The 26,917-nt window shown below is 48.4% G+C and carries 28 protein-coding genes; 14 read left to right on the top strand and 14 right to left on the bottom strand.

Going from position 1 to position 26,917, the window contains the following annotated elements; genetic code table 11:
* Positions 1–200 precede the first annotated feature (200 nt).
* Positions 201–1,370: an MFS transporter gene (locus RN22_RS10440; protein ID WP_046304225.1), complete on the bottom strand. Its 1,170-nt coding sequence runs from the start codon at positions 1,368–1,370 to the stop codon at positions 201–203.
* Positions 1,371–1,646: 276 nt separating this feature from the next.
* Here RN22_RS10440 and RN22_RS10435 point away from each other — a divergent pair, with 276 nt between their 5' ends.
* The 5 genes from RN22_RS10435 (at position 1,647) to RN22_RS10415 (ending at position 7,019) form a co-directional block, all read left to right on the top strand.
* Positions 1,647–2,396: a calcium-binding protein gene (locus RN22_RS10435; protein ID WP_046304224.1), complete on the top strand. Its 750-nt coding sequence runs from the start codon at positions 1,647–1,649 to the stop codon at positions 2,394–2,396.
* A gap of 499 nt (positions 2,397–2,895) precedes the next feature.
* The gene (locus tag RN22_RS10430; protein WP_046304223.1) at positions 2,896–3,975 is read left to right on the top strand and encodes an ROK family transcriptional regulator; all 1,080 of its coding nucleotides are present in this window, start codon (positions 2,896–2,898) and stop codon (positions 3,973–3,975) included.
* Positions 3,976–3,996: 21 nt separating this feature from the next.
* Positions 3,997–5,784 carry a beta-N-acetylhexosaminidase gene (locus tag RN22_RS10425; RefSeq protein ID WP_046304222.1) on the top strand — a complete coding sequence of 596 codons (1,788 nt, stop codon included), beginning with the start codon at positions 3,997–3,999 and terminating at the stop codon, positions 5,782–5,784.
* Positions 5,781–6,578 carry an AAC(3) family N-acetyltransferase gene (locus tag RN22_RS10420; RefSeq protein ID WP_046304221.1) on the top strand — a complete coding sequence of 266 codons (798 nt, stop codon included), beginning with the start codon at positions 5,781–5,783 and terminating at the stop codon, positions 6,576–6,578. Before RN22_RS10425 ends, RN22_RS10420 begins: the two co-directional genes overlap by 4 nt.
* 201 nt (positions 6,579–6,779) lie before the next feature.
* Positions 6,780–7,019, top strand: a complete 240-nt coding sequence (locus RN22_RS10415) for a hypothetical protein (RefSeq protein WP_197076282.1) — start codon at positions 6,780–6,782, stop codon at positions 7,017–7,019.
* Positions 7,020–7,071: 52 nt separating this feature from the next.
* Here RN22_RS10415 and RN22_RS10410 read toward each other — a convergent pair whose 3' ends face one another.
* From RN22_RS10410 to RN22_RS10370, 9 genes are all read right to left on the bottom strand, one after another.
* Entirely contained in the window at positions 7,072–7,470 is a 399-nt protein-coding gene (locus tag RN22_RS10410) for a GFA family protein (protein WP_046304219.1), read from the bottom strand.
* A 143-nt stretch (positions 7,471–7,613) separates the two neighbouring features.
* Complete coding sequence (locus tag RN22_RS10405) at positions 7,614–8,162, bottom strand: hypothetical protein (RefSeq protein ID WP_002538201.1); 549 nt, start codon at positions 8,160–8,162, stop codon at positions 7,614–7,616.
* A 216-nt stretch (positions 8,163–8,378) separates the two neighbouring features.
* Complete coding sequence (locus RN22_RS10400) at positions 8,379–9,563, bottom strand: tetratricopeptide repeat protein (RefSeq protein ID WP_046304218.1); 1,185 nt, start codon at positions 9,561–9,563, stop codon at positions 8,379–8,381.
* Positions 9,560–10,219, bottom strand: coding sequence for an energy transducer TonB (locus tag RN22_RS10395; protein ID WP_046304217.1), 660 nt, complete (start codon positions 10,217–10,219; stop codon positions 9,560–9,562). The genes RN22_RS10400 and RN22_RS10395 overlap by 4 nt, the downstream gene beginning before the upstream one ends.
* Positions 10,219–10,623, bottom strand: a complete 405-nt coding sequence (locus RN22_RS10390) for a biopolymer transporter ExbD (protein WP_002538197.1) — start codon at positions 10,621–10,623, stop codon at positions 10,219–10,221. Before RN22_RS10390 ends, RN22_RS10395 begins: the two co-directional genes overlap by 1 nt.
* The gene (locus tag RN22_RS10385; protein WP_046304216.1) at positions 10,620–11,171 is read right to left on the bottom strand and encodes a MotA/TolQ/ExbB proton channel family protein; all 552 of its coding nucleotides are present in this window, start codon (positions 11,169–11,171) and stop codon (positions 10,620–10,622) included. Before RN22_RS10385 ends, RN22_RS10390 begins: the two co-directional genes overlap by 4 nt.
* Positions 11,168–12,502: a MotA/TolQ/ExbB proton channel family protein gene (locus RN22_RS10380; RefSeq protein WP_046304215.1), complete on the bottom strand. Its 1,335-nt coding sequence runs from the start codon at positions 12,500–12,502 to the stop codon at positions 11,168–11,170. Before RN22_RS10380 ends, RN22_RS10385 begins: the two co-directional genes overlap by 4 nt.
* Complete coding sequence (locus RN22_RS10375) at positions 12,499–13,269, bottom strand: DUF3450 domain-containing protein (RefSeq protein ID WP_046304214.1); 771 nt, start codon at positions 13,267–13,269, stop codon at positions 12,499–12,501. Before RN22_RS10375 ends, RN22_RS10380 begins: the two co-directional genes overlap by 4 nt.
* A 130-nt stretch (positions 13,270–13,399) precedes the next feature.
* Positions 13,400–13,777 (bottom strand): hypothetical protein, encoded by a 378-nt coding sequence (locus tag RN22_RS10370; protein ID WP_002538193.1) that lies wholly within the window; start codon positions 13,775–13,777, stop codon positions 13,400–13,402.
* Between the two features lie 252 nt (positions 13,778–14,029).
* Between RN22_RS10370 and RN22_RS10365 the strand changes: the two genes are divergently transcribed.
* Both RN22_RS10365 and RN22_RS10360 read left to right on the top strand, forming a co-directional pair.
* Positions 14,030–14,359: a hypothetical protein gene (locus tag RN22_RS10365; RefSeq protein ID WP_197076281.1), complete on the top strand. Its 330-nt coding sequence runs from the start codon at positions 14,030–14,032 to the stop codon at positions 14,357–14,359.
* Positions 14,360–14,477: 118 nt separating this feature from the next.
* Positions 14,478–14,759 carry a VF530 family DNA-binding protein gene (locus RN22_RS10360; RefSeq protein WP_046304213.1) on the top strand — a complete coding sequence of 94 codons (282 nt, stop codon included), beginning with the start codon at positions 14,478–14,480 and terminating at the stop codon, positions 14,757–14,759.
* Between the two features lie 187 nt (positions 14,760–14,946).
* Here the strand turns inward: RN22_RS10360 and RN22_RS25450 are convergent, their stop codons facing one another.
* Both RN22_RS25450 and RN22_RS25445 read right to left on the bottom strand, forming a co-directional pair.
* Positions 14,947–15,249: a hypothetical protein gene (locus RN22_RS25450; protein WP_046304212.1), complete on the bottom strand. Its 303-nt coding sequence runs from the start codon at positions 15,247–15,249 to the stop codon at positions 14,947–14,949.
* The gene (locus tag RN22_RS25445; RefSeq protein WP_046304211.1) at positions 15,246–15,452 is read right to left on the bottom strand and encodes a hypothetical protein; all 207 of its coding nucleotides are present in this window, start codon (positions 15,450–15,452) and stop codon (positions 15,246–15,248) included. The genes RN22_RS25450 and RN22_RS25445 overlap by 4 nt, the downstream gene beginning before the upstream one ends.
* Positions 15,453–15,579: 127 nt before the next feature.
* Here RN22_RS25445 and RN22_RS10345 point away from each other — a divergent pair, with 127 nt between their 5' ends.
* The 4 genes from RN22_RS10345 (at position 15,580) to RN22_RS10330 (ending at position 19,421) form a co-directional block, all read left to right on the top strand.
* On the top strand, positions 15,580–16,854 hold the full coding sequence (locus tag RN22_RS10345; protein WP_046304210.1) for an amino acid deaminase: 1,275 nt from the start codon (positions 15,580–15,582) through the stop codon (positions 16,852–16,854).
* A gap of 219 nt (positions 16,855–17,073) precedes the next feature.
* Entirely contained in the window at positions 17,074–18,384 is a 1,311-nt protein-coding gene (locus RN22_RS10340; RefSeq protein ID WP_046304209.1) for a molybdopterin-dependent oxidoreductase, read from the top strand.
* 4 nt (positions 18,385–18,388) lie between these two features.
* On the top strand, positions 18,389–19,048 hold the full coding sequence (locus RN22_RS10335) for a c-type cytochrome (RefSeq protein ID WP_046304208.1): 660 nt from the start codon (positions 18,389–18,391) through the stop codon (positions 19,046–19,048).
* 193 nt (positions 19,049–19,241) lie between these two features.
* Positions 19,242–19,421, top strand: coding sequence for a hypothetical protein (locus RN22_RS10330; RefSeq protein WP_046304207.1), 180 nt, complete (start codon positions 19,242–19,244; stop codon positions 19,419–19,421).
* A 301-nt stretch (positions 19,422–19,722) separates the two neighbouring features.
* On the opposite strand, the gene RN22_RS10325 is transcribed toward RN22_RS10330, so the two are convergent.
* Positions 19,723–21,255 carry a cytochrome-c peroxidase gene (locus RN22_RS10325; protein ID WP_046304206.1) on the bottom strand — a complete coding sequence of 511 codons (1,533 nt, stop codon included), beginning with the start codon at positions 21,253–21,255 and terminating at the stop codon, positions 19,723–19,725.
* A 159-nt stretch (positions 21,256–21,414) separates the two neighbouring features.
* On the opposite strand from RN22_RS10325, the gene RN22_RS10320 reads away from it, so the two are divergent.
* The 3 genes from RN22_RS10320 to RN22_RS10310 all read left to right on the top strand — a co-directional run bounded on the left by RN22_RS10320 (position 21,415) and on the right by RN22_RS10310 (position 24,459).
* The gene (locus RN22_RS10320) at positions 21,415–22,911 is read left to right on the top strand and encodes an ATP-binding protein (protein WP_046304205.1); all 1,497 of its coding nucleotides are present in this window, start codon (positions 21,415–21,417) and stop codon (positions 22,909–22,911) included.
* A complete protein-coding gene (locus RN22_RS10315; RefSeq protein ID WP_046304204.1) occupies positions 22,904–23,575 on the top strand; it encodes a response regulator in 672 nt (223 codons plus the stop codon). Before RN22_RS10320 ends, RN22_RS10315 begins: the two co-directional genes overlap by 8 nt.
* Before the next feature lie 416 nt (positions 23,576–23,991).
* On the top strand, positions 23,992–24,459 hold the full coding sequence (locus RN22_RS10310) for a DUF302 domain-containing protein (RefSeq protein WP_002538177.1): 468 nt from the start codon (positions 23,992–23,994) through the stop codon (positions 24,457–24,459).
* Between the two features lie 72 nt (positions 24,460–24,531).
* Here the strand turns inward: RN22_RS10310 and fusA are convergent, their stop codons facing one another.
* Complete coding sequence (gene fusA, locus RN22_RS10305) at positions 24,532–26,619, bottom strand: elongation factor G (protein WP_046304203.1); 2,088 nt, start codon at positions 26,617–26,619, stop codon at positions 24,532–24,534.
* Positions 26,620–26,917: the final 298 nt, after the last annotated feature.

The raw sequence follows: 26,917 nt of genomic DNA, 5'->3' as shown, positions 1-26,917 counted from the left end.
ATGCGCCCACTTCTTCGTTAAATTCCACGGAAATAGAACCACTATTCCTCGTAGAATTTGCCTCGAATTGAACGCATTGATGACCTCTGAATGCGAGCATCTTCAGGTCGTTTGGGTATACAGTCATTCTCTAAAGATAGCAGTCGAAAGGCACTGAAAGCGGGTTTTCTGAACCCGAAAAATAAAGCAAAAGAAAGAGGCTAAGCCTCAACCTTTTTTGGTGTTCTGGTAAACAACAGATAAATAAGAGGAACCGCACAAACAAAAGGAAGCATCACCAAATTCAGGGTCTGCCAACCTAAGTTCACCTCAAGGTTACCGGCCATCAATGCTGTCAGTGTGACGCTACCAAACACGGCAAATTCATTGATTGCCTGGGCACGTGGCTTGTTTTGTGGCAAGTAAGTTTGAGTCAGTTGACTGGTCGCGCCAATGAACATGAAATTCCACCCGACACCCAGCAATACCAAAGCAATACGGAAATGCCATTCAGAGACGCCGTTAAGGTTCACCAGAATACAGCCAACGAAAAACAGACTTCCAAGAAGTATCGTCATGCGTGCACCAATTTTTCCGATAATACTGCCGGTAAAGAAAGAGGGTACAAACATCCCCAGTACATGCCATTCAATGACTAAGGCCGCCTGCTCAAAATGGAAACCGTGTTTATGCATGGCAATCGGTGTCACTGTCATCAACAGATTCATGACCGCATAAGCGACAACGGCTGCGATAACAGCCACTAGGTAACCCGGCGCTTTAAGAATTTGACCTACCGGGCTTTTTGCTGGTTGGTCTTGTGACGGTACAGCTGCGGGTAAGGCAATAAAATTCAGTACCAGTAGAGAGAAAATATAAAGGACAGTGATTCCGATAAAAGCGCCACTGAAATGGGTACCAGGTAGCCAATGTTGGCTGGCAATAGCAAGGTTAGGTCCAAGAATCGCTGCTAACACGCCACCTGCCATGGACAGAGAAATCGCCTTGTCGCGGCTTTCGGGGTCACTCACTTCTATCGCCGCAAAGCGGTACAGGGTGCCAAAACCAATCCCGACACCTAATAACAAGGTACTAAAACAAAACAGCCAAAACGCCCCTTGTTGCAGGGCATAGACACAAAGTAGTGCCCCGAAAATACCGATGATATTGCCGAGTCGGAAGCCATTCTTGCGTCCAATTTTCGCCATGATGAGAGATGCAGGAATCGTCGCCATCATCAGGCCGACAAACTGGGTTGAAACCGGCAGTGTCACCCAAGTGTCGCTGGGTGAAAGTTGTTGGCCTATCAATCCATTTACAGATATCAGCACAATGTTGCCGCTCATTAACAGCGCCTGACAAAGTGCCAACAACCAGACATTTCTATTCATTCCATGAAATTCCTGAAAAGGCGGGAGGAATTTTCGAGTATCCCGCAGCATGTGATATACAGCAACCTCTTGGCCTGACTTTACCGACACTGCAACTCATAGCTTCCAACAATACAGTCATCCGGCAAATCTGCGAATCCGCTCAAACCCGCGCTCTACTTGGTGTAAGGAGTTCTAACACGCCTGTCTCGAAATTAGTTCATGCAAATCCGACAATTTGTGTGAATCTGTATGTGGTAGGAATTCACTATCAAATCAACAAGGAAGGTGCTGAACATGTCGGTAATTTCGAATGAGCCAGTTGAGATTTATGGCGAGTCTGATGTCGATTTCCTTTACGGCTCAACCCAGCGCGATTATTTCAACTTGGAACAAGACACTGATGATATCACTGTCATTGCTTACAAGGGCGATGACGATATCTTTGGAAGTTACGGCGACGACCTGCTCGTTGGCGGCGCTGGTAATGACTTCATCTATTCTCGCTATGGTAGCAACGTCATGCGCGGAGGCTCGGGCGACGATCAACTGCTGAGTAAAAACCACCCCAGCGATGATCGTGGTGAATACCGTGATGTGCTTTCAGGTGGCTCAGGTAACGATGTGTTGTCATCAGAAAGTTCACAAAACTGCACCATGGATGGCGGCTCAGGCAACGACATTTTCTCCTTCCGCGATTTAGGGGCGGCGCAGTCTGGCGTCAGCTTTTGTATTGGTGGAGAAGGTGCGGACATATTCCGGTTCTACGAATTCGAAGCCCATGAAGATATCGACCCGACTAACTCAGTGGTTCGCATCAAAGACTTTGAAGTCGGTGTCGACAGCCTCAACTTCCACTATTACAGCGATGAATACCGCACGGATGAGGATACCTCCTACATCATCAAACAAATGGGTTCTAATATGGTCATCGACTTTGAGGACAAAGTGACCATTATGCTGCACGGTGTTGATAGCAATACCGTTACCATGAGCGATCTCTTCGCCAACAACCAACCCGACCCAATAGACCCGATTTTGTATTGAATAGAAACAACCGGAAAAGCATCGCTCAGGCGATGCTTTCTTGTTTGGTGACTGCGAAAAAAAAACCTCAGCGCAAAGAGGCTGAGGCCATGGTCTGTGACCTTGGTGTTTAAACCCTTTACAGGGACAAAACCAGAGAGTGAATAGTGCATACCCAAACAACCTGATGAAGCAGGATTTAGGTTATTTGCTTATATCGGAGTGCACGGGTATGGTGGGTTCCCCATGTTTCAGTAGCATGAATATTCAGTCACTATTTCATGACGTTTCCTCTAAGGCTAATTAAGTGTTAAATCCCCACAAAGAGTGGTTGCATCCTGAGATGTTACTGCTCGAAGGTATTTGATATTCAGCTCACTTATTTCAGCCCCCATTCGAGTCACTTCAATCTATTGAACTTATGTTGTTAAACCCGCAGGGTTTTCTGGGCAATTCGTTGTTTTTTTCAACACTGTCAATAACATGATCTTGTGTTAAGTTGTTTTTGGAAACTAAAGCCTTGTCAATCAAGTTGAGCCGCACCAATAATACGGCCGGCATCATCAATTCCCTGTGGCAATCCCCCGGCGTCTCTCGTATAGATGTCGCGGCAAAGCTGGGGTTAGATAAATCCACAGTCACCAAAACCGTCAACCATCTGTTGGACATCGGGATGATCCTCGAGCAACCACAGGTCGTGACGGGCAAAGGCGGTCGTCCTAAAGTTTCCCTCGTCTTCAACCCCGACTTTGGTGTGCTCATTGGTGTGGATGTCAACTCTGACACGTTGAAAGTTTCCGTCGTCAACTTGCTAGGCCAAGTCGTTTATCACGACATGTTACCCATCGACACTCAGGCTTCTATCGATAAGGCCCTGTTGGATGTCCTCGTTCCCTGTGTCGATACCATACAAAAACTGTTTCCGCGGATTCTCGCCATCGGTATTGGCATGCCGGGCGTGATCGACCCCGATAAGAGTCAGCTGTTGGTTTCCCATGCACTGACTGCCCGCACTAACATTAACTTCGCCAATCAGTTCAAACGCCTGTTCCCCTACCCTGTTTTTCTCGACAATGATGCCAATTGCGGAGCCTGGGGCGAACTGATGCAACAACGCAGCCTGCCTTACGATCATTTCCTCTATGTGCTGCTTTCTACTCACCATGCCCGGGAGCTTTACCATCGTCTTGGCATTGGTGTTGGCGTTATCCTCAACCGCCAACTCTTCTACGGTGAGAACTACATGGCGGGCCAGTTCAATAGCCAGCAGCTAATGCGCGGCGCAGAGCCGACACCCAGTGTGATCATTGAAGAGTTCTCTGCCCTCGCTGTAAACCTTTGCAGCTTGATGAGCATCCGCCGCATTGTTATTGGCGGCAATGGTCTCTCTTTCGGCTCTGAGCTGGCGTCTTCCCTTCGCAAACACAGCGACGCATTAACCGGCTCCCTGATCGTGAAACCCAATATTGAATTTTCGTTGCTGGGGCCACAGGCCGCAGCGATGGGCGCGGCCTCAATGGCCTGGCAAAAGTTGCTTACACCAGAACTAAAACTGGCAGAGAGCCTAAGTCTCAAACAGAACGGTAATCTTTCAATTTAGGGTTAATGACAAGGACGTCTGATGGTAACCATATTTCCTGCACCAAAACGTTATATCGCTGGATATGCCAGTAAGCGTATTTGTGTTTCAAGTTTTTTGACGACTTGCCCGGTTAATTTTGGCGCAAAATTGCATCATGCGGCGCTCACTTACCGACACGACCCTTCTTTACAGGAACAAGGTTTTAGAATCAGCTTTGCTGACAACAGTGTTTTGATTGAATACAGCGATCTCGAAGGTATTCGTTACGCGCACCTTACGGTCAACCAATTGATAGAGACACAAGCGGTCGTTAGAGAAGACGCAGTCATTGAAGATTGGCCCGATTTCCCAACTCGCTCAGTATTGCTGGACATCAGCCGGGATCGCGTTCCAACCATGGAGACGCTGAAAAGGTTGATTGATTACTTCAGTGCCCTACGCTTCAACCAATTCCAACTCTATACCGAGCACACATTTGCTTACCAAAAGCACGAAACGGTATGGCGCAACTATTCGCCAATGACAGCGGAAGAAATCCGGGAAATCGATGCTTACTGCCACCAGCAAGGCATCGAGCTGGTGGCAAATCAGGCGACGTTCGGGCATATGGAAAAGTGGCTGTGTCACCCTGAGTATCAACACCTGGCAGAGCAAACCAGCGGCTTTTTGGATCAACGCGGTGACTTCAGGGCCGGTGCCTTTGGCTTAAACCCCATCGGCGAACAAACCGCAGAATTTGTTGATGGATTACTCTCAGAGCTCACGCCCAATTTTTCCAGTGATATCCTGAACATTAACTTCGACGAAACCATGGATTTGGGGATTGGCGCGAGCAAATCCGCCTGCGAGATTTTCGGCAAAGGAAAAGTGTTCCTCAACTACCTCAACAAGGTGTTGGAAATCGCAAACTCAAAAGGCAAGCAATGCCAGATTTTCAGTGACATGTTGTTCCGTTATCCGAATCTTATCGATCAGCTCCCCGAAAACCTCACCTTGCTGAACTGGGGTTACGAAGCAGACCACCCCTTCGACGCAGAACACAAGCAGTTGGCGCTGTTCAGATACCCATTCCACGTTGTGGTTTCCACAGACTGCTTTGCTTCTGTCGCAGGCAGATGGGACGCCGCCACGACACATATGCGTCGCGCCGCTAAATCGGCAAAAAGGTATGGGGCAGAAGGCTATATGGTAACCGAATGGGGTGACATGGGACACGGCCAACAGCACGCCATGCCGATTCCTGGCTACGCTTTCGGCGCCGCCATGGCATGGGGGGAAGAGCAGCAAACTGACAGTGATATGATTATTCCACTGAGTTGGTATTACCCTGATGCGTCTGAGATTGAATTAAATGCGTTGACCGCACTGCAAGATATTTACCGAACCACCGGGATTGAAACACCTAACTGCGCCTTTTTTGGTCCAGTGTTGTTCGACCAGCAATCAGGACGCCATATTAAGCGGATGAAGGGGCTCAGCACCCATAATCTTGATCACTCACTCGCTGAACTGAACAGCTGGAAGGCACGGCTCGGCCCACTCCCAGATAACGAACTGAGAAACGACCTTCTTTGGACTATTGATGCGTTAGAGATGGCATGTCTCATTGTGAAAGGGTATACAGAAGAAGAGCATCGCCTTACACAGAATTTCAGTAATGAGCGCAAACAGATGTTGCAGGCGAGTTTGCAGCCGTTGATTCAGCGTTATCGCGAACTTTGGCAAGAACATTACCGACCCGGAGGCATGATGCAAAGTAGCAGTCGTCTTGAGTATTTGTCTTCGCTTCTGACGATCAAAGAAACTGATAAGGAAACCTCCCTGTGAGTACCACAGTGAATGACATAAAGACGGCAATCGAAGCACTTAATCTTTCTGGCAAAGTCGTTTTTGCACATTGCGCAATGCGTTCGTTTGGCGGATTTGAAGGCGGCGCAGAGTGGCTGCTGGAGACTTTTCTCTCTGCCGGTTGCACCGTGGTCGCGCCGACATTTACCTATTTTCCTATGTGTCTGTCGCCCGATGGTGTCGAATACTCGCAAAATGGTTATCGTGGAGAACTTGAAACAGATCCCTCTCCTTACGACGCCGATGCCAATGACATTGAACCTTCAATGGGCGCTTTTGCAAAAGCGGTACTTAACCACCCCAAACGCTTCAGAACTGAGCATCCGATGAATAGCTACGCGGCAGTGGGTCCGCTCGCTCAAGCAGTGCTCGCCCCCCAAGACGATTTCAATGTCTACGGTGTTTACCAATCTCCTCAAGCCAGAAATGCCGTTGTGCTTTCAATAGGAGTCACCCCAAACAGCATTACACCTATTCATTATGCAGAGCAATTAGCTGGAAAAGCGCTGTTCCGTCGCTGGGCGCAAACAGCCCATCGGGGCGTCGTTGAGACATGTGTGGGGTCTTGTTCTGAAGGGTTTACCCATCTTCAGCCTTACCTATCACCAATCCAGTCTGAAAAGCGGGTTGGGGAAAGCATTTGGACAGCATATCCACTCGAAGCGTTGCTCGAAGTATGTGCTCAGGCATTTCGCACTACCCCCTCCATAACACGTTGTTCTGATGATTGTCCGAGATGTGAAGATATGGCACTTGGTGGAGTTAGAATCTAAAACTACCCCCCAGGAATCAGAACCTGAACCTCCTTATTTCTGCCCTTAGCCCGAAACGTGTGACACTGTCACCTTTTGGGCTTTTTTATGCAGTTAGTTCAAGTGAATGCATATACAAGCACTTATACTGAAAGAACTTTGACGACCTCAACTTTTATGTCTACTTTGTTAAACATATGTAACAATAATAGGACAAAGAGCATGAAAGGAACGCACAATAATATCAGTTACATAGTGAAGGTTAACGAAAGGGAAGATCTGGGAGGGTTCGCTGCCTCATTTTCTTTCACTTCACCTTCAGGACAAGGTAAAGCCGAATCAAAAGCCTATGAGCTCATGAACTCTGATAAATCACTATCAATATTCAAGAGCAAGGAAGATGCGACCAAGGCTGCAGAGCGCTGCGTGAGAATTTGTATCGATGATGGCTTTGTCCGATAAGCCTAAACCCAAACAACCTGAAGCTAAAAAAGCACCTTTCGGTGCTTTTTTGTTATCGGCCAGGCTGCCACTCATCATATTGTGGCATCTCATGTTCATAACTCAGCCAGCTGACTTCATCTGACTTCCATATGCGAAGCTCTGGGATCTGCCCAGGATCTTCATCCAGCGATGCAACCCGCAGTGCGTGAAAGGCACCGCCCTTTTTCATTTTCACCAGTGGACTGCCGCACACCGAACAAAAGTGGCGTTCTGTGCCCGGTGAGGATTCAAACTGAGAGACTTTCTCTTCACCTTTCAACCATTGAAAGTCTTCTGGAAGAACCGCTGCCGCGGTGTTAAACGCAGCGCCGTTAGATTTTCGGCAGGCACTGCAAGAACAGTGCGTAATGGGTGAACTTAACTTTTTAACTTCATATTGAACAGCGCCACAAAGACAGCTTCCTTTCATCACTTCTCCTTATTGAGTCATTACCTTTCTACTGCTCCGGTAATCCTTTTATAATTCAGGCAACAATCTCATCGTTTTATTGATAAATCAACAGCATAAAAAAAGGCATCTCTATGAGATGCCTTTTTTACACTTCTATCAGTTTATGCCGCTTCGGCCGTTTCCAGCTTCTGCGATTTATCAAACATCAGCTTGTAACTCATGATGCCGATAACCAGCGCCTTGATGATCATCATCTGCGGGTTGCCATAGTAAGCCGCCATACCAATAAAGCCTGATAGCAGCATCAACTTGCGGTAGTTGGTTAGCGTAGTCATGTAGAGTGCCAACAAAATGATACCTAGGTCAGCGAACTGCAGTGCCACTGGCAATGTTGGATCGGCAATAAAAGCGGTAACCGCCACATAAGCAATATAAAGAATACCCGCTGCCATCACGCCACCTAACGCTAATATCACTGTTTTAGAGGCATTGGTGAAATCTTTCGCATAGCGGTAAGTGTTTAGTGAAGCAACCGAAAGGTTCAGAATAACTTTCGGCCACCAACCCATGAGAAATGCCCACAGCGTGTCATTTGCCGCCGACCCGAACGCGGCAAAGCGGGTGAATTTCATGCTGTTGAAAATCGTGATACCAATATAAAAAGCGACAGAGGTCCATCCTAGGATTTCTGTGATGAGGTCTAACGTCATTCAGGGTACTTCTCTTACAGGCGAGCGGTTTGCTCTGGGGTGTGTTTTCCATAACCGACAGATAATCATGCCGAATCTTTAACCAATCATTAACACATTTACAGAGTGTTATCAGGCCGAAGCCTGATAATAAAGTGATATTGATGTACTAATCAACGAGTATTTTGGAATTTGTAGTGTGGTGGTGGGAAGGCTTGATGCCCAGTTAAATCAAGCCTATTTCGTTTTCTGGCTAAGGTACTGAATCCACGAATGGCTTTGCGATGATGGTTTAAGCGCATCGGCTCTTTTCGCATGGAGGAGTGCTTTATCGAGCTCATCAAGCTTGTCGTAGGCCAGCGCGCGGGCAAGCTCTACGTCTGAGGCTTTTTCGGGATTGTCGACTTTATCAAGCAGCGATAACGCCTTTCGATAGTGGCCATGTTGAAGCGACAACTGCGCAGCGACCCAGTAATACTTGGGGGCATCTGTAGCAGCACGTTCCCAGGCACCAATCGCCTTATCCCACTCTTTGGCTTGCTGCCAATAAGATGCTTCCATCACAAGGCGCGTCGTATCTTCACCGCCTTGATTCACTACCGCCATGACTGCGGCAGCTTTCTCCGGCACGCCCTGTTGCTGATAAAGCTGTGCCATCATCATCTTTTCAGAATCGGACAGCTTTATACCTTCGCGCGTTGCCAGCACCAGAGTATTGAGCATCTGATTTTTGTCGTTCAAGCGTTGGTAACTACCCACCAGCTGTATCCACCAGGTTTTCTTGCCCGGTTCAATCGCGATCAATTGCTTAAGCGTGCGGGTCGAACCTTTCCAGTGTTTAAGCTTCAGTTGCGAACCTAATTTCAACGACAAAGAAGAGGGCTCAGCAGATGCTAGCTTCAAGTGGGCATTGATACCTTTAAGCGCTTTACTGTACTGCTCATCCTGATAATGGGCCTGAGCGATACGCAGCCATATCTCGCCATGGTCTTTGCGGGACAGTTCCGGTGTTTCTGACAGCGGATAGTAAAGCTTGAGTGCATCCTGGTAACGCGATTGAGTCATTAGCAAATCTGCCAACATACGTTCAGAATCTTGCTGCGCTTCTGCTTCCAGCACATGACTGTTCACCGACGCATAGAGGGCATTGATGGCTTTGAGTGTCTCGCCTTTTTGCCAATAAACCACCCCGAGCATACGATTTACGAAGGCGTTGTCATAGTCGGTGGGTTTCGCTGCGCTCTCCAATGCCTCAGCGGCTTGTTGCCACTGTTCTTCCGCTTGGAATTCGAGCGCCTTCTGCAATTGCCTCGCCGTTACAGCGGATAGCTCAGCGGCATTGGAAGAAGGTAAGAACAATACGCCCACCAGCAAGATAAGCACTGAGCGACGACTCACTAATTGTTGGATGAAACGCTTCATTTTGTGAGTGCAAACTCCAGTTTTACTGTCTGACCCGGCTGAGGAACAGGTTTTCCTTCAACCAACAACGGCGAGTATTTCCATTTTTTCAGTGCCTGCAGCGCCTCTCGGTCAAAGATGCGTTTTGGAGACGCCTCGATGATTTTCAAGCCGGTGGGACGGCCTTCTTCATCAATCGTAAAACTCACCACCACATAACCTTCAATACCGCGGCGTAAGGCTTTGGCAGGATAGCTAGGTTGAACACGCACCAGTGGCATCACGGCCTGATTACCCTGTCCAAATGACGGCGTTAATTCGCCCACGGCTGGTGCAGGCGCAGCTTTTATCGCAGGCATGTTGATGTTCATACCATCGACCTGAATATCCATCGCAATATCCGGCATCACTGCCTGAATGGAAGGGGTGGTCGCTGCCGCTGTAGGCGCGCTCATTTGCGTACTTGGTGGTGGAGGTGGAACGTCAGGCTTAGGCGGTGCAACGCGGTCACGGCGTTCTATCTCACTTTCCGGTTCAGTCATAAAAACGTCGAAAGCAAATGGCAAATCTTCGTCTTTTGAGGAACCAGAAGGTGCAGCAACCATGGTAGCCATGAGCGCGAAAAGACCAAACGCGCTCAGCAACCCCATCGGCATTGCTAATAGCATTCGCAGCATTAGGGTTTCTCCGCTGCCAACGCAATCTTCACGATGCCTGCACCTTTCGCTGCATCAATCACTTTCACAACCGTACCGCTGTAAGCGTGCTCGTCCGCCTGAATCACCAGTGATGCTTCAGGTTGCTCGCTCACCAAACGGGTCAATGTTGCCTCAACACGTTCTTCATCGACACGTGTTTTGTCGATGTAGATATCATTGTTTGCCGTTACCGCCACATAAATGCCAACGCTTTTTTGTGCGGTCGCATTGCTCGCTGTTGGGCGGTTCACATCCACCCCGGATTCACGTACAAAGGTGCTGGTGACGATAAAGAAGATCAGCATAATGAAGACGATATCTAACATCGACGTCAGATCGATTTGTGCATCTTCACGCTGTTTTTGATGACGTTGAAATCTCATGCCTGACTCCTTAGTGCCTGAGCCAATGAAGCCTCACGGCGTTCACAGGTTTTCTGCAAACGGGCATGGGCAAATAACCCTGCCAATGCGATGACCATACCTGCCATGGTGGGCAAAGTCGCCAGTGAAATCCCCGCTGCCATTGAACGGGGCTCTCCCGTCCCTTCCAGCGCCATTAAGTCAAACACAGATATCATCCCTGTCACTGTGCCCAGCAAGCCAAGCATGGGGCAAATTGCCACCAGCGCTTTCAGGAAATTAAGATTACGATAAAGCTGGGTATGAGCTTCAAACAACCAGCTTTCACGCATAGAACGCGAAACCCAGGAAGTTTTGTCTTCCCTTGATTGCCACTTAGCAATGGTTTGTTTCTTCAAGCCAGGATAAGCGGCAATCAGAAACAAAAGGCGCTCAAAGACCAACAACCAACTCAAGGCCGCCACCAAGGCTAAGCCCCATAGCACGGGGCCGCCTTGCGTCATAAAATCATTCAGAGAGAGCCACCAATCTTGAACGCTCGGCAGCTCCAGAAACGTCACTTCTGTCATGCCAGCTTCACTATTGGTCGAACGTTATTCGAGGTTTCAGATTGCTCCGCTACAAGGCTGACACCCACTTTTTCCAGCGTGCCACGCAGCGTATCTGCCTGAGTGCTTAGAATGTTGTGAGCAAGCAGAAGCGGGATAGCCGCGACCAGACCCAATACCGTGGTCACCAATGCCATCGAGATGCCGCCCGCCATAATTGTTGGGTCGCCATTACCGTACTGAGTGATCACCTGGAAGGTTTCAATCATCCCTGTCACTGTGCCAAGAAGCCCCAGCATTGGCGCCAGTGCTGCCAGCAGTTTCAGCATGGATAAGCCTTTCTCGAAATGTTGCTGTTCATCCATGATGGCTTCCATCAGGCGAAGCTCCAGCGTGTCGAGTGAGCGATCTGGCTCGTTTCGGTACACATTAAGAATACGGCCTAGCGGGTTGTTCCCAGGCTGCATTGGCGTTCTGATTTGTTTGGCAATAGCAATACGCGCACGGAACATGCTGAAGCCACGCACCAGAGCGATGATGAGTCCTACCGCTAACAGCGCTGCGATGATTTTCCCGACGACACCACCTTGATCAAATCTGTCTGCCAATGTCGGTGTGTTTGCTAACTGTTTGATCACAGTGCCACGGGTTGGATCCACCAGCGCAAGTTCTCCACTTGGCAATGAAGAAATCGACGCGCTGTTCAACCCCCCATCCACAGCTGGAAGCTCATTAGCTTGCTGGCGGGTACTATCCCATTCCAGATAACCGTCATTGTTAACAAGGCCAATATTACCGAGGCGCAACACGTCCTGAGGCGTCACCACACCGTTACTGTCACGTACACTGACGGATTCAGACCCAATCTCACCACTGTTTTTAAGCTCTTGCAGCATGCCTTTCCAGAAAGCCGTTAACGTAGGTAAAGAAGGTAAAGATTTCGCATCGGAGATGGCATCCAACGCCTTGTCCATGTCAGGTTGATTGATGGTTGCCGGGGCGTTATACCGCTCAGCATTCACTTCACGGCCCGCTTGACGCACCACGCCAAACACTTCGCCTAAGCTGCCAGTTTCCAATCGCAGTGTTTCTTCCAACGCTGCCAGCGTTTCCTCATTGGTACTGAACGTTGTGCTCAATTGTTCCGCTTCTGCTTCCAATGCGGCTTGCTCAGCCTGCAGCTCAGCAAGTTTGGTTTTCAGTGCTTGCTCGGTTGTGTTGAATCCGGCTTCACGGACAACATTATGCTGTTTTGATTCAGCTTGAGCGGCTTTAGTGTCACTCACCAGATTCGCCGAAGCAGGCGAACTCAGAAGTAAGGCGCTCAGCACTAATACAGAGAATGTTTTCATTGCGCTGCCCCCTTCACCATAGAAATAGACAACGGCAACGCCATCAGTGTAGGAGGCTGCTTTTTATTGGCGACATCAAACGCTTGTTGAATGGCTTCGTAAGCTCGCTTATCAACAGGTAGCCATTTGGTGGTCGATTGATCATAGAACCAGAAAGCATCACCATTGAGGCTTCTCGCCACGAGAGACAGACGCCCAAGGTGCAAAATGTCGACGTCTCTTTCGACGCCATCCAGAGGCAGCGTTTCCTGATAGATGCCAAGCTTGGCGCCGTAATCCAGTTCGATTTGGTAGGTTTCGAGAATGCGACGGAATTTTTCCGCATCTGCCACATCGGCGCGCGTCATCAAGGTTTTCAGACCATCCACGCGATTTTGGCGCTGTGCTGATTTAATAGGAAGATCCTGACTGACCCAGACATCGAGATCATCAATCATGCGATACATCAGAGGGACAACACCCTGACGTGTCAGAGCGATCTCTTCCAACTGCTGGTTCAGGCTTGCCTGTTCCTGCTCCTGATTTTCAACCAAAGATTTAAGGTGATTGCGGTAAAGCGTGAGATTCTCAATTTCACGCTCCAGCTTTTCAATTTCCGCTTTGGTTGACTGGGCTTGCTCGTCGCTGACATCAATACGTTGTTGCGAGGCCGCTGCCGCTTTCACCGTTTGGGTTTCAATAGCAGCCGCTTTATCAATGTCCGTTGCTTGGGCAAGTAAGGGCAGGCTTAACAAGGTCGCAGCGCCGAAGCGCTTTACAGCATTCATGAAGTTGTGTCTCTCTGGGCGTAAAGCATAGTGTAAAACAGCACACATATTTCAGGGTTAATTGCCAAACGGATTTTAATCCACCTGACAAGTGGTGTCAGAACTATGTGCGTCAGATACCCTCACTCTGTCAGACATCGACAGGCTTAGGCGGTGTATTGTCATAAGCAGTTTTAGCGGTTTCCCATAACTCATCTCGGGATGACGTTGCGCTGACCAAACCGTTAACCCCCGCATAATGCAGTGTTGATAAATCCTCAGCACTGGTCTGCGGCAGCATCACAACCAAAGGCAAAGACGTTGACTGGCGGAGCCTTTTTACATCGGTCACGCAAGGCAATGCACCTTCTCCTGCCAACAGGATCATATCGAACTGGGTCTGGCTCAGCGCCCGCTCGGCCTGTTTAACATGAAGCACTCTTGTGACCTTGCAGCCATGCTCGGCAAGTACACTTTTCATCCAGCCACAAGGCGACAGCACATTTTCGATAAGCAGCAGTTCACGCATCGCATTCAAAACCGCTAATGATATTCATTCTCATTACTATCTCACATCCCAAGTCACAAATACAACTCAATTTATTTGGGACTATTCCCCTATTTCTCTCTGATTAAGAGTAACTTACTGTTTTTAGATCATGGTCTCATATTTTCGCTATTTATAAATTTGAAACTATTGATAACACAATGCCCAGAAGCGTAGACTTTACTCATTAATAATTAGAAACTTAATTTCACTTCAGTTGGTATGAATAGCGCTATGTCTAACAACAAACCTTTAATTATTGCCACCGCAGTATTGCTGGTTGCGATGATTGCTCTGACACTTTCTTCCATCACCTATTCCAGCAAAATCTACACAATCCAAATTCAGAAGCAGCATGAGAAACTGCTAAAAGATCCTGAAGATGCAAAGATTGCCGATCTCATCGGTCTGGCAGACATTTGTGAAGACATCCGCTTCAGAGGTACGCTTTCTCTGCACATGAATGACGAAGATACCTTTAGTATTCAACGTGCCTGTGAAGACATCAAAACCCGTCTTCGCATGAACCAATTCAGCGACCAAAGCCTTTCAATGCGTCGCTAAGTTCAGCCCTGTTGAAACATAAAAACTTAGACAGGAGCTATTGAGCTCCTGTTTTTCGTTGAACAGCCCCACTCATTGTGGCACATTCGCCGCTGTCATTACCTATTCAAGCAGTATTATGGACCATCAACCAAACAACCCGCTTCATGGCGTGAAACTCGAACAAATCATCAACAAGCTGGTGGAACACTATGGTTGGCAGGCACTTGGCAATGAAATCGCCATCAACTGCTTCCGAAGCGATCCTTCGGTGAAATCCAGTCTGAAATTTCTGCGCAAAACCCCTTGGGCGCGTGAGAAGGTCGAGCAACTCTATGTCGACACCTTCGCTGGCAACACAACGACTGAAAAAGCCGATCCTTGGGCTGCCGCACTCAAAAAACTAGATAGCGACGCCTAGAGCCTATTAACCTTGGTAGCTAAGTTTTGTTCTTGCAAAAAGCGCTTTTAGCAGAACGCTATGGACGGCGTTTGTAGAAGAGAGGAAAGACATCGACATTGATGGCGCGCTTCTAAACCCTATCAACAGTTGGACCCCGTTCGTTGCCACCTTCCACCAGTGGAAGACTATGCCCACATTGGCATGGTCACGGGATGTGCCTTTCAAAACGCGAATAGCCTATCTTTTCGGAGCGCCCCAAATTGCGGATAACGCTGAATTCGAGAGGAAGTAACACGAACAAAAATCCGTCCTTTCTTTGACGGCTTTTTGTTATTTGATTGGCCGCTGGCTGCACTTTTTCCGCCGCATACACGTATTCCGCAAAGCATGGATAATCAAAGTCGCAGTGCTTACCCAGCAGATTCATCGGATCTGGCGGATCGCTGTTAAGCAGCGCCGGGGAAGCTCCTTGACTGATCCTTGGCAAACATTCCGGTTGGCGGATCACATTGTGTCATCGTGAGTGTGAACATCGATAAAGCCGGGAGCCAGCACCAAACTTTTCCCGTTTATCTGCTTTTTAGCGGAGAGGGAACCCGGGCTACCAATGACTGCTATCCGGTCATCCTTCACTGCTATATCGGCTTTAAAAGCTGACTTACCTGAACCGTCTATTAGATTTACGCGACTTACCACAACATCGAATTCCATCGATCTGTCCTTGTTGCTTGTCGAATTGGGAGAGATTTGCTGTAGCCAGCACCGCACCGAAGCCTTAGTATTTTGAGTACTTATCAGCCAGCGCGAAGGCACACAGTGGATGTTAGGAGAATAAGGAATGAGTCACTCTGCGCAACAACCTATTGATAACTATAAAGTGTCACTCCAAAAAAACTTCCCGCCGGGTACCAAGGGGGTTTGGGCTGAACAAAAAGACGATGGACGTTACAGCCTGACTTTAGAAGAGATCAGCCTACCCGCAGCCGTCATATTGCAAAGCGCGGTCGATAGCAATATCCAGTGGATGCAGCGATTCGCAAACCAACACCAGGTTAAATTATGTCCTCATGGTAAAACCTCCATGACACCTTACCTCTTCAAGCGCCAACTTGAGCAAGGTGCCTGGGGCATGACAATCGCCACACCAGCCCACGCAGAAGTTGCAGCCATGACAGGCGCACAAAACATCATCATGGCCAACCAGTTGGTGGGGAAAGCCAACATGGCCGAGGTTGCCAGACTCCAATCCTGCTTCGATGTGAATTTCTACTGTAGCGTCGATTCCACATTGAATGTGGAACAGCTATCGAGCTTCTTTGTACAACGTGGCCAGCAAGTGAATGTTTTTATTGAGTTAGGTGTCGATGGCGGACGATGCGGCGTAAGGGGTTTGGAAGCGGCCACTGAACTGGCACAACTGATCCATCAACTACCCGGAACCGCACTGGCAGGGGTAGAAGTCTATGAAGGTGTGATTTCTGGTGACGATGCCGAAGCGCGAGTCCGGACCTTTATCGCCGAAACGGCTGAATTTGCGAAATCCCTCAAAGATCAGGGACTGATTGACACCAAAGATACCATCGTCACTGGTGCAGGTTCGGCTTGGTATGATGTGGTGGCAGAGGCCTTTTCCCAATATAACGACTTACTCCCTGTGATCCGTCCTGGCTGTTATCTCACCCACGACACCGGTATTTACGATGTTGCGCAGAAGAAGGTCATGGCCCGCGCAGAGAAAAATCAGGGGGTCGCTTGCCGCTTGGGTGGCGATTTGAAGAACGCACTGGAGGTATGGGCTTGCGTGGTTTCTACACCAGAGTCTGGAAAGGCTGTGATTGGTATGGGTAAACGCGATGCTTCCTATGATGCAGGATTACCTATTGCAGAACGCGGCTTCAGAAACGGCGCGGCAATCGATATCGACGGGTTAACGGCCACAGCAGTGATGGATCAGCACACCTTTGTCGATGTCCCAGAAAACTGCGATTTACAGGTAGGTGATGTCATCGCCTTTTCAACGTCACATCCTTGCCTGACTTTCGATAAGTGGCGCTATATCGCGTTAGCTGATGACGACTTTACTGTTGAGCATTGGTTACCTACCCAATTTTGACTTTCTAAAATGCTCACTTCGGTGAGCATTTTTTTGTCTCTATACGCATCTAACGGCTTTCTTTCACCGTCCCTTTGTTTGTACCTCACTGTTTTATCGGTTCCGAGAGATCCGTCTCTCCAGGTGCTGACTACGCTTTTTGCAGCACATTTAAAACGGGCTTGTAGATGAGTAACTGACACTAGTTACCAGGATGTTGGCTAAAAGAAGGAACGCAGCATGAAAGAAGACAAAAACGCACCAAAAGGTATCTACGAGTATTACGAAAAAAAGCCAGAAACTGCAGATGACAAAGTGTTCGGAAGGGTTAGCTACCCAGACAGACGAGGCTTTTTGAAAGGCGCAGGGTTAGCCACGATGGCAGCCGTGTTGGGAGGAGCTATTCCCTTTCACCGAAATATGCCTGCTGGCATGATTCCCGCCGCTTTTGCAGAAGGCCTTGAAGATGTGGTGATTGAGGGAAAAGACGGTTTGACCGTTTTAAACGACAGACCCATGAATGCAGAAACGCCACCTCACCTTTTGAACGATGACATCACCCCCACCACCCGACACTTTATCCGTAACAACGGTATCCCCCCGACAGATGTCGATGCAGATAGCTGGACACTCACCATTGATGGTCTGGTTGATAAACCGATGACATTGACCATAGAAGATCTGAAGAAAAATTTCGACGTGGTTGAGCAGCAACTGGTGGTGGAATGTGGAGGAAATGGCCGCGCTTTCTTTGAGCCCAAAGCCAAAGGCAACCAGTGGACTTACGGTGCCGTGGCATGCTCAAACTGGACAGGCGTTAGGCTCGCAGATGTGCTCAAAGCCGCAGGTGTTCAGGATGGCGCCGTATACACCGCACACTACAGCGCTGACAAACACCTTTCAGGGAAAGCAGATAAGCTCCCTATATCCCGTGGATTACCTATTGCTAAAGCGATGGGCGGAGAAAATCTGATAGCCTTTGAACAAAATGGCGAACCGCTTCACCCAATGAATGGCGCACCACTTCGTCTGGTGGTCCCAGGATGGCCAGGCTCCTGTTCACAAAAATGGCTAACACGCATTCAGGTAAGGGATCAGGTTCATGACGGCCCAAAAATGACAGGCAAGGCTTACCGCGTTCCCAACCGTCCTGTCGCACCGGGAGAGAAAGTGGCGAAGGAAGATTTCGTTATCATTGAGCGTATGCCAGTGAAGTCGCTCATCACGTCGCCACAAACCAATACCGAAATCAGTGGTAACGAGTTAATGGTGAAAGGCCATGCTTGGTCAGGAGACCGCAAAGTTAACAAAGTACAACTATCCACAGACTTCGGAGCAACATGGCTAGATGCGGATCTAGCAGATCCAGCAAACGAAGGCGCATGGCAGACCTTCAATGCTAAGGTGCAATTCCCCCAACCCGGCTACTACGAAGTGTGGGCAAAAGCCACTGATGATCAGGGCGTCAGCCAGCCCTTCGCCATTGCATGGAACCCCAAAGGCTATCTCAACAACAGCTTTCACCGGGTTGCGGTTGTTGTGAAGGGGTAAGTGGATGCATGGATTCAACGTCATTGATCGGTTTAATCCGCTCTCTCTATCTTTGCTTTTTGTCTTCAGTACTACGCTTTCCGCCAATGAACAATTGATAGCGTCAGGAGAACAGCAAGCTCTGGTTTGCAAAGCCTGTCATCAGGTAGAGCCTGATGGTGTTGCGGTTGTCGGCCCGCCCCTGTGGGGGTTGGCGGAAAGGAATATCGCGTCGGTGGAAGGTTTTAACTACAGCCAAGGCCTCAAACAGCATCAAGGGCAATGGGACGCAGAAAAGCTTGATGCCTTTTTGAAGTCTCCAGCTACATTCGCTCCGGGTACCAATATGGTGTTTCCCGGTGTTGAAGACCCGGGTGCAAGGGCTGCCATTATTGCCTGGCTTGCCAGTAAAAATCCGAAGCCGCCACTCTGGACAACCGCTGCCGCGGGTGCTCCTGTTAAGTCTGTTGGAGACGGTATTCTCAAACCCGGAGAAAACATGGCGCTGGTTGCTGCTGTTTGTTCAGCCTGCCACTCTCTTCATCTTGTCGTCCAGCAAGGTTTGAGCAAAGACAGCTGGGATGAAACCCTTGAATGGATGGTGGATGAGCAAGGCATGGACGAGTTAGATCCTGATGATCACGAAGCTGTGCTGGTTTATCTCTCTACGTACTACGGGTTATAAATCCCACCGCCAGAGACGTTTGTCATTATTGGCAAACGTTTCTATTTTCCAATTCAAATCTCACCTCCCGTAGCCTTAAATACTTCAACTTACATGGCAGCGTTATTTGCCTCAAAAAAGCCGACAGTTTGCTAGATGCCGGCAACCTTTGTGTATATACATTGTATATCTAATGGCGATACGGATTTTGTACATGGCCAGTAAAAAGAAAAGCGAGACCAACAAAAAAGACAGCCAACTCATCATCCGGATCAATGGCCAACAAAGGGATGAATTTGTGTCGCTCTGTGAAGAACTGGACAGTTCGGCGGCACGGGAAATTCGCAAGTTTATTAAACAGTTCCTAAAGGAAAATGGGTCAAACGGCCTTTAACAGGAGTTCTTCGGATTAAGCATTACCAAAGGGCCTCATTTGAGAATTAAATGGAGATTGCATCATGGCAAAGTCAAAGAAAGAACTGAAAAAATCACTGAAGAAAGCAAAAGCGAAAGTGAAGAAAATCAAAAAAGCGCTTAAGAAAGCCTAAGCCTTTTCTCGCTCAAGAAAAAATGCCCCAATCGGGGCATTTTTTGTTTCTGCGGTCACTCTTGGCGTTGATGGTTAATCTTCCTTTTTTCCAAAACAACAACCTGGGCAAGAGAGAATCTGACCAATTTAGGGCAGTATTTAAACACTATAGTGGCGAGCCAAACTGGTCAGTCGCGATCAGTACATTATCGTCTGGGTTATCCGCGACTTCATCAGCAATCCATGGACTCATGCAGTCTCTGTCCCTCACGCAGGGATCGGTCAACGCATTCAGAAACGCTTCGAGCTGGTTTCTCTCGTTGCCGTTAATATTGATGTTGCCAAAAAGCGATGTACCTTCGTCCTGCTCATCATCCAACTTGTTCAGTGCACGGAACGAATTCTGACGCGCATCGGGGTAGAGGCTGGTGCAACCCGATACATTTTCAAACTGCGGTAAATCGCATAGTTCATCGTCATCAAAGAAGTCATCGACGGTATTTCTGGGGTTATTGTAGTGACGAAGCACATCATTCAAATCAGCATACGCGCCTGCATGACCGTAAGGCGCGGTCACTGCGATGTTTAACAACGAAGGTGTACGGTAGCGATACCTGTCGTCGCGAACTCCAGTGATGGACTCACGACCAAAATCGTCATCATTCCCCACTCCTTTACCAGGGCCAATTTGCGGAAAGCCAATGGTGTGCTGTTGACCATCACTAAACAGCGCTCCACTGTGGCAGTTTACACAGCCTCCACCATCATCGTCCGTTGAGGTATAAAACAGAATGGCTCCTTCAATGGCATCATCACTTAACGCGGTGGTATCTCCATCGAGGTAGTTCTGCCAAGGCGAATTCACAAATACCATGGAGCGTTGATACTCAGACAGAGCCAATGCTATGTTGTCGAAGGTTATCAGTGTTGCTGCGTCATCACTGCTGCTAAAAGCGAGCTGAAAAGCCGTCAGCCATTCGTTAGTAGCAAGTTCGCCAACACCTTCACCGTAGTCGCCGATCCGTGCGGCAAGATGGTCGCGAATTGAATCATTGGTTTCCCCAGACTCAAAGGTGGTGTCTTTCATCTCTTCATCGGATGTCACTGGAAATCTAGCCTGTGCCATAACAAGGTTGTTACCCGCATTGGTATCTGCAACACCAAAACCAGAGTCCGGCGTACTGATGCCAGAGACAGAGCCGTTTTGTCCTAGTTCCTTGCCTAAGCTTTCCACTCGGGAATCCCAAAAAAGACTGGTATCCCAAAGCGCGACATTGAAAACGGTTGGGCTATTTCTCGGAACATCTGGTAGGTTGTCCCCATCTACCCGGCCCACTCCCATAACTTCCGGTTGTATCGCATTAACGCCAACAGGAAGGCTCAGTCCATCAGCACCACCCAACATGGGGTGATGGCAGCTTGCACATGCTACGTCCTGATCGCCGCTCAAGCTTTTACTGAAGAACAGCTTTTTACCGAGCTGAGGAAGCGGATCATTGATATTAGGAAACGTCCTGCCCGACAGTGGGCTTACCGCTAACCCCAGATTCTCGATTATCCCCGTCAGTTCAGTTTGTTCTGCTGTCTGCATCGTTTGGGCACTGACTTCATCACCGCCCCCGCCGCCACACCCTATCAACGCACTACTACATAACATCAGTGCAGCCCAATGACTGTTATTATTTGCTGCAATTTCCATTGTCTTTCCCCTAAACACAACCTGTGCTTTTTTAGGTTACAAAGGAAAAGTGCAGGCCTTGTGCAAGAAATGTGGATCAATTGTGCAAGTTGGCGACGAGGTATTCGCAGCGACACCACTCAACTTATACTCTTGTTAAGTCAAAGAATTGGAGTTTTCATGTCACTGTTTGTCCGCTTATGGCTTAGTTTTCTCATTACGTTGGGTGCGATTCTCATGCTGCTCTACATCGCTATTCAATGGAGCTTCGACCAAGGTTTAATCCGCTATATTAATCAACGTGAAGCCGTCGTTTTCCAAACATTGGCTGACAACATCAAGCACTTCCATGAGTTAAATGGCAACCTTTCCCTCATTGAGGAAGAACCCTATTACTGGCGCCAACTTGTGGAGAGTTCAAAGCAAGGTGAAACCCTCACCGATGAGTTAATGAGCAGCTGGGTGATGAGCATGCTTTTTGAGCCAGATAACGCTCGGCGGCCGCCACCAAGGAGCAGAGAGTTTGGCAGCAAACCACCGCCACCTCACGAGAGGAAGCGGGGTCGACATCCTCCCCCACAAGATCAACTTCGTGTCTCTCTGCTCAATGAAGATCGCGTCCCCGTCAAAGGACCTTATAAGAAAGACTTCTCAACATTACCCATCACTGCCGATGGGACCCTAATCGCTTACCTTGCCTGGCCGCCATCCAAGGTACCGGAAGCTTCTTATGACGTAGCTTTCGCAGAAAGCCAGAAACATGCATTTCTTTTGTTAGCTCTGGTTGCGCTTTTGTTGGGTGCCATTGCTGCTCTGTTCTTCTCAAGAGCTTTTATTCGACCTGTCACCCAGATCGCCTCGACCACAGGGGAGATCGCAAAAGGTAACTACACTGCCCGCACGAAGGTTTATGGAAAAGACGAAGTGGCCAAGTTAGCGGCTGACATAAATACGCTTGCGGCCACACTAGAAACTGCAGAAAGTGCCCGCAAAGAGTGGTTAGCCAGTACAGCTCATGAACTCAGGACGCCTCTATCCATCATCAAAGGAGAATTCGAAGCAATCATTGACGGAGTCCGACCTGCTAACCAAAAAACGTTAGCCTCTATTGAAGAAGAGATCGTTCATCTACAGAAATTGATCGAGGATTTGTATGAGCTGACAAATGCAGACATAGGCGCGTATCGCTACAAAATGTCCGACTTGGATATCAGCGAACTGGTGGTAGAAACCTGTCGGCGACGCACGCTTCAAATGCAAAAGCTTGGGCTAAATCTGGAATGGGAAGTAGGCGATGAATCAATCTGGATTGACGGTGACGAGACTCGAATACAACAGCTTATAGAGAACCTGCTGAGCAACAGCGAGAAATATACCGATTCTCCGGGCGCTGTTCGATTATCTCTGGCAAGAGAACATAATCTAGTTAATCTGATCGTCGAAGACTCTGCACCCGGCGTACCAGATGAATCGTTACCCCGTTTATTCGAAAAACTCTATCGGGTAGAAAGCTCAAGAAACCGGGAAAAAGGCGGTTCAGGCCTTGGGCTCGCTATCGTGCATAAAATTGCCGAAGCGCATGCTGGAAGTATTCAGGCCAGCCACTCACCATTAGGCGGGCTAAGGATTACCGTGAACTTACCCAATGCCTTTAACACAGGAAAAGAGCATGGCTAAGATACTTGTTGTTGAAGACGAACCTAAAATTTCTCAACTGATCACAGACTATCTCCTTCAAGCAGGCCATGACGTTACCCAACAGTTTACTGGTGCTGAAGCGGTAGATTGGGAGCAAGTTCATCGACCGGATTTGATTTTGTTGGATCTGATGCTGCCAGAGAAAGACGGACTGACTGTATGCCGTGAAATCCGACAGCAAAGTGATGTTCCCATTATCATGATTACCGCCAAAGTCGAAGAGATTGATCGGTTACTCGGATTGGAGTTGGGTGCCGATGACTATATCTGTAAACCTTTCTCCCCCAGAGAGGTGGTTGCCAGAGTAAAAACCGTGCTTCGTCGGCTTGGAAATCAGACGAACCAACAAGAAACCCCAAGTAATCTGGAGCTCGACGAGTCGCGTTACATCGTGACGTTCAAACAACAGGAAGTGGCATTAACTGCCATCGAGTTCAACCTGTTGAATCTTCTATACAGCGACCCTGGGCGGGTATTTTCGCGACAGCAACTCATCGATAATATTTATCAAGATCATAGAGTTGTCAGCGAAAGAACCGTTGATAGTCATATCAAAAAGCTTCGCAAAAAACTCAATGCCATCAGTCCTGAAGACGAAGTCGTGCAATCCGTCTACAGCGTCGGCTATAAGCTGGTACTTTAAACAGCTTGCGTAGGGGCTGTTGACCTTTGGTGGTTAAATTTTGTTCTAGCCCTAAGCGTTTGTGGGGACTTTCTCCTGCGTTATCGGCATCTCATGTAGGCCAGCTACATTTCGAAGCCTCTGCCTTGCATAAAGTCCCCACAAACTGCTGCAAAAACCATCACCAAAGAACAACAGCCCCTAGAATCCCACATTTGATTCTCAGTCATTTAAGTGACTTCTAAAACAATTTGCTAGTCTTTATGTGTCGGCATGCAGTTCTACTTCATCCATTTAAACGTGATGAATGGTGTCTTCTGCATACCTAACCATTCATTAACACTGATTTATTGGGCCTTGCTCCATTGATGACAGTGCATATGGAGGGTTAGGTATTGGCGATTATTCAATTTGGTATTCGTAAAAAGGATTCAGCTATGAAATTGAACATCCGACTTTTTGCGTTCATTGCTGCCTTCGTTAGCCTGCCTTCAACGGCGCTGGAAGGAATGGTTCAGGTACAAAGCCAATACGATGTACGAACCACTACAGACCGTCTTATAGCGGCAGTAAGAGCGCATGGTTTGAATGTGATAGGCCGTATTGACCACGAGGATGGTGCGCGAGAAACAGGCAGAGACTTGCGTCCTACGGAGTTGGTCATTTTTGGGAACCCCAACGTCGGTAGCTCTCTGATTGAGTGTAATCAGACCGCAGGCATCGACCTACCGCAAAAAGCCCTGATATGGGAAGACGATGATGGAACTGTCTGGCTTGGTTATAACAACCCCGCCTATGTCGTTAAACGCCACAGGTTGGATAAATGCGATTTGGCGGTGAGGAAGGTAGAGAAAGCGTTGGTGACTCTAGCAAGATTGGCCACGCAACCAACGCCTCAGCAATAAAAAAGACGTTCTTTAGACAAACAAAAACCCCGCAGCAAGCTGCGGGGTTTTCTTTTAGAAAGTCGTTAAGAATTACTTCTTAGCGTTACGCTCTTTAACTTCAGCGATAACTTTCTCAGCAACGTTTGCTGGACATGGTGCGTAGTGTGCGAACTCCATAGAGAACTGACCACGACCAGAAGTCATAGTACGCAGGGTACCGATGTAACCGAACATTTCTGACAGTGGTACATCACCCTTGATGCGAACGCCAGTTGCGCCAGCTTGTTGGTCTTTGATCATACCACGACGACGGTTCAGGTCACCGATTACGTCACCAACGTGATCTTCTGGAGTGAACACGTCAACTTTCATGATTGGCTCAAGAAGCTGTGGACCAGCTTTTGGCATAGATTGACGGAATGCACCTTTCGCTGCGATTTCGAACGCGATTGCTGATGAGTCAACTGCGTGGAAGCCACCGTCGAACAGCTCAACTTCAACGTCCAGCGTTGGGAAGCCAGCCAGAACACCCGTTTCCATCATGCCCGCGAAGCCTTTCTCGATTGCTGGCCAGAATTCCTTAGGAACGTTACCACCAACAACAGTAGAAGTGAAAGTGAAGCCTGAGTTTGGCTCACCTGGCTTGATACGGTAGTCGATCTTACCGAACTGACCAGAACCACCAGACTGCTTCTTGTGAGTGAAGCTGTCTTCAACTGGCTGAGTGATAGTTTCACGGTAAGCAACCTGTGGTTGACCAACGATCAGGTCTACACCGTAAGTACGCTTCAGGATGTCAACTTTGATATCCAGGTGAAGTTCACCCATACCTTTCAGGATGGTTTCGCCAGAATCTTCGTCAGTCTCAACCTGGAATGATGGATCTTCTGCAACCATCTTACCGATCGCGATACCCATTTTCTCAGAACCGCCTTTGTCCTTAGGAGACACAGCGATAGAGATTACTGGAGTTGGGAAGATCATTGGTTCCAGAGTACATTCGTGCTTAACATCACACAGAGTGTGACCAGTTTGAACGTTCTTCATACCAACAACAGCGATGATGTCACCCGCTTGCGCAGAGGTCAGCTCGTTACGCTCGTCTGCTTGCATCTCAACCATACGGCCGATACGCTCAGTTTTACCCGTCGCTGCGTTCAGGATGGTGTCACCCTTCTTCATAACGCCTGAGTAAATACGGATAAAGGTCAGGGCACCGAAACGGTCGTCCATGATTTTGAACGCCAGCGCGCGCAGTGGCTCGTCAGCAGAAACAGTTGCAACTTCACCAGTTGGCTCACCAGTTTCTTTGTCAGTCAGCGGCTGTGGGTCAACTTCTGTTGGAGACGGCAGGTAATCTACAACTGCGTCCAGTACCAACTGCATACCTTTGTTCTTGAATGCAGAACCACAGAAAGTTGGGAAGAATGAACAGTCGCGAGTACCTTTACGCAGGCAGCGCTTGATGTCTTCGATAGAAGGCTCTTCGCCGTCCATGTAAGCCATCATCAGATCATCGTCTTGCTCAACAGCAGTTTCGATCATCATCTCACGATATTCTTCCATTTGCTCCAGCATATCTTCTGGAACTTCTTTGATTTCGTAGTTTTCTGGCAGACCAGTGTCATCCCAAACGTATGCTTGACGGTTCAGAATGTCTACAACACCTACGAACTCATCTTCACGACCGATTGGCAGAGTCATCACTACTGGGTTTGCACCCAGAACGTTTTTAACTTGCTCAACAACGTTGAAGAAGTCTGCACCCATACGGTCCAGCTTGTTTACAAAGATGATACGTGCAACTTCTGATTCGTTAGCGTAACGCCAGTTGGTTTCTGACTGAGGCTCAACACCGCCAGAACCACAGAAAACACCGATACCGCCATCAAGTACTTTCAGAGAACGGTAAACTTCAACGGTGAAGTCAACGTGTCCCGGAGTATCGATAACGTTGAAGCGGTGGTCTTTCCAGAAACAGCTTACAGCTGCAGACTGGATAGTAATACCACGCTCAGCTTCCTGTTCCATGAAGTCAGTAGTCGATTCACCATCATGAACCTCACCAGTCTTGTGGATTTGACCGGTTAGCTTCAGGATACGCTCGGTAGTAGTGGTTTTACCCGCATCAACGTGCGCGAAAATACCAATGTTTCTGTATTTACTTAGATCTGTCATTGTTCGTCTCTATAAACAATTACTGGCTTATATCAGGGCCGGGAGTATAGCAGGCGTCGTCGCGTAAAGAAACATGTAGAACACAGTGATATCAGATAAGTTTTCACTGATAGCCGATTCGATACATTTCTGCGCATCTTGGTGCCACTTTCCTCACTTCTAGTGCCTGCCTTCTTCAGTTTTGGCAAGCTCAGACTATCCAAACACCCTTCATGAGAAATCGCTTCCCACAGGAATAGGGTCGTTCGACTATACAGGGTAGACCCGAATGCGTGATTAGGTTTGGCTTTTCTATGTG

Origin of the sequence: Grimontia sp. AD028, assembly GCF_000973155.1 — a bacterium.
In the GTDB taxonomy this organism is placed as follows: Bacteria; Pseudomonadota; Gammaproteobacteria; order Enterobacterales; family Vibrionaceae; genus Enterovibrio; species Enterovibrio indicus.
This window is presented reverse-complemented; position numbering and strand designations above follow the sequence as displayed.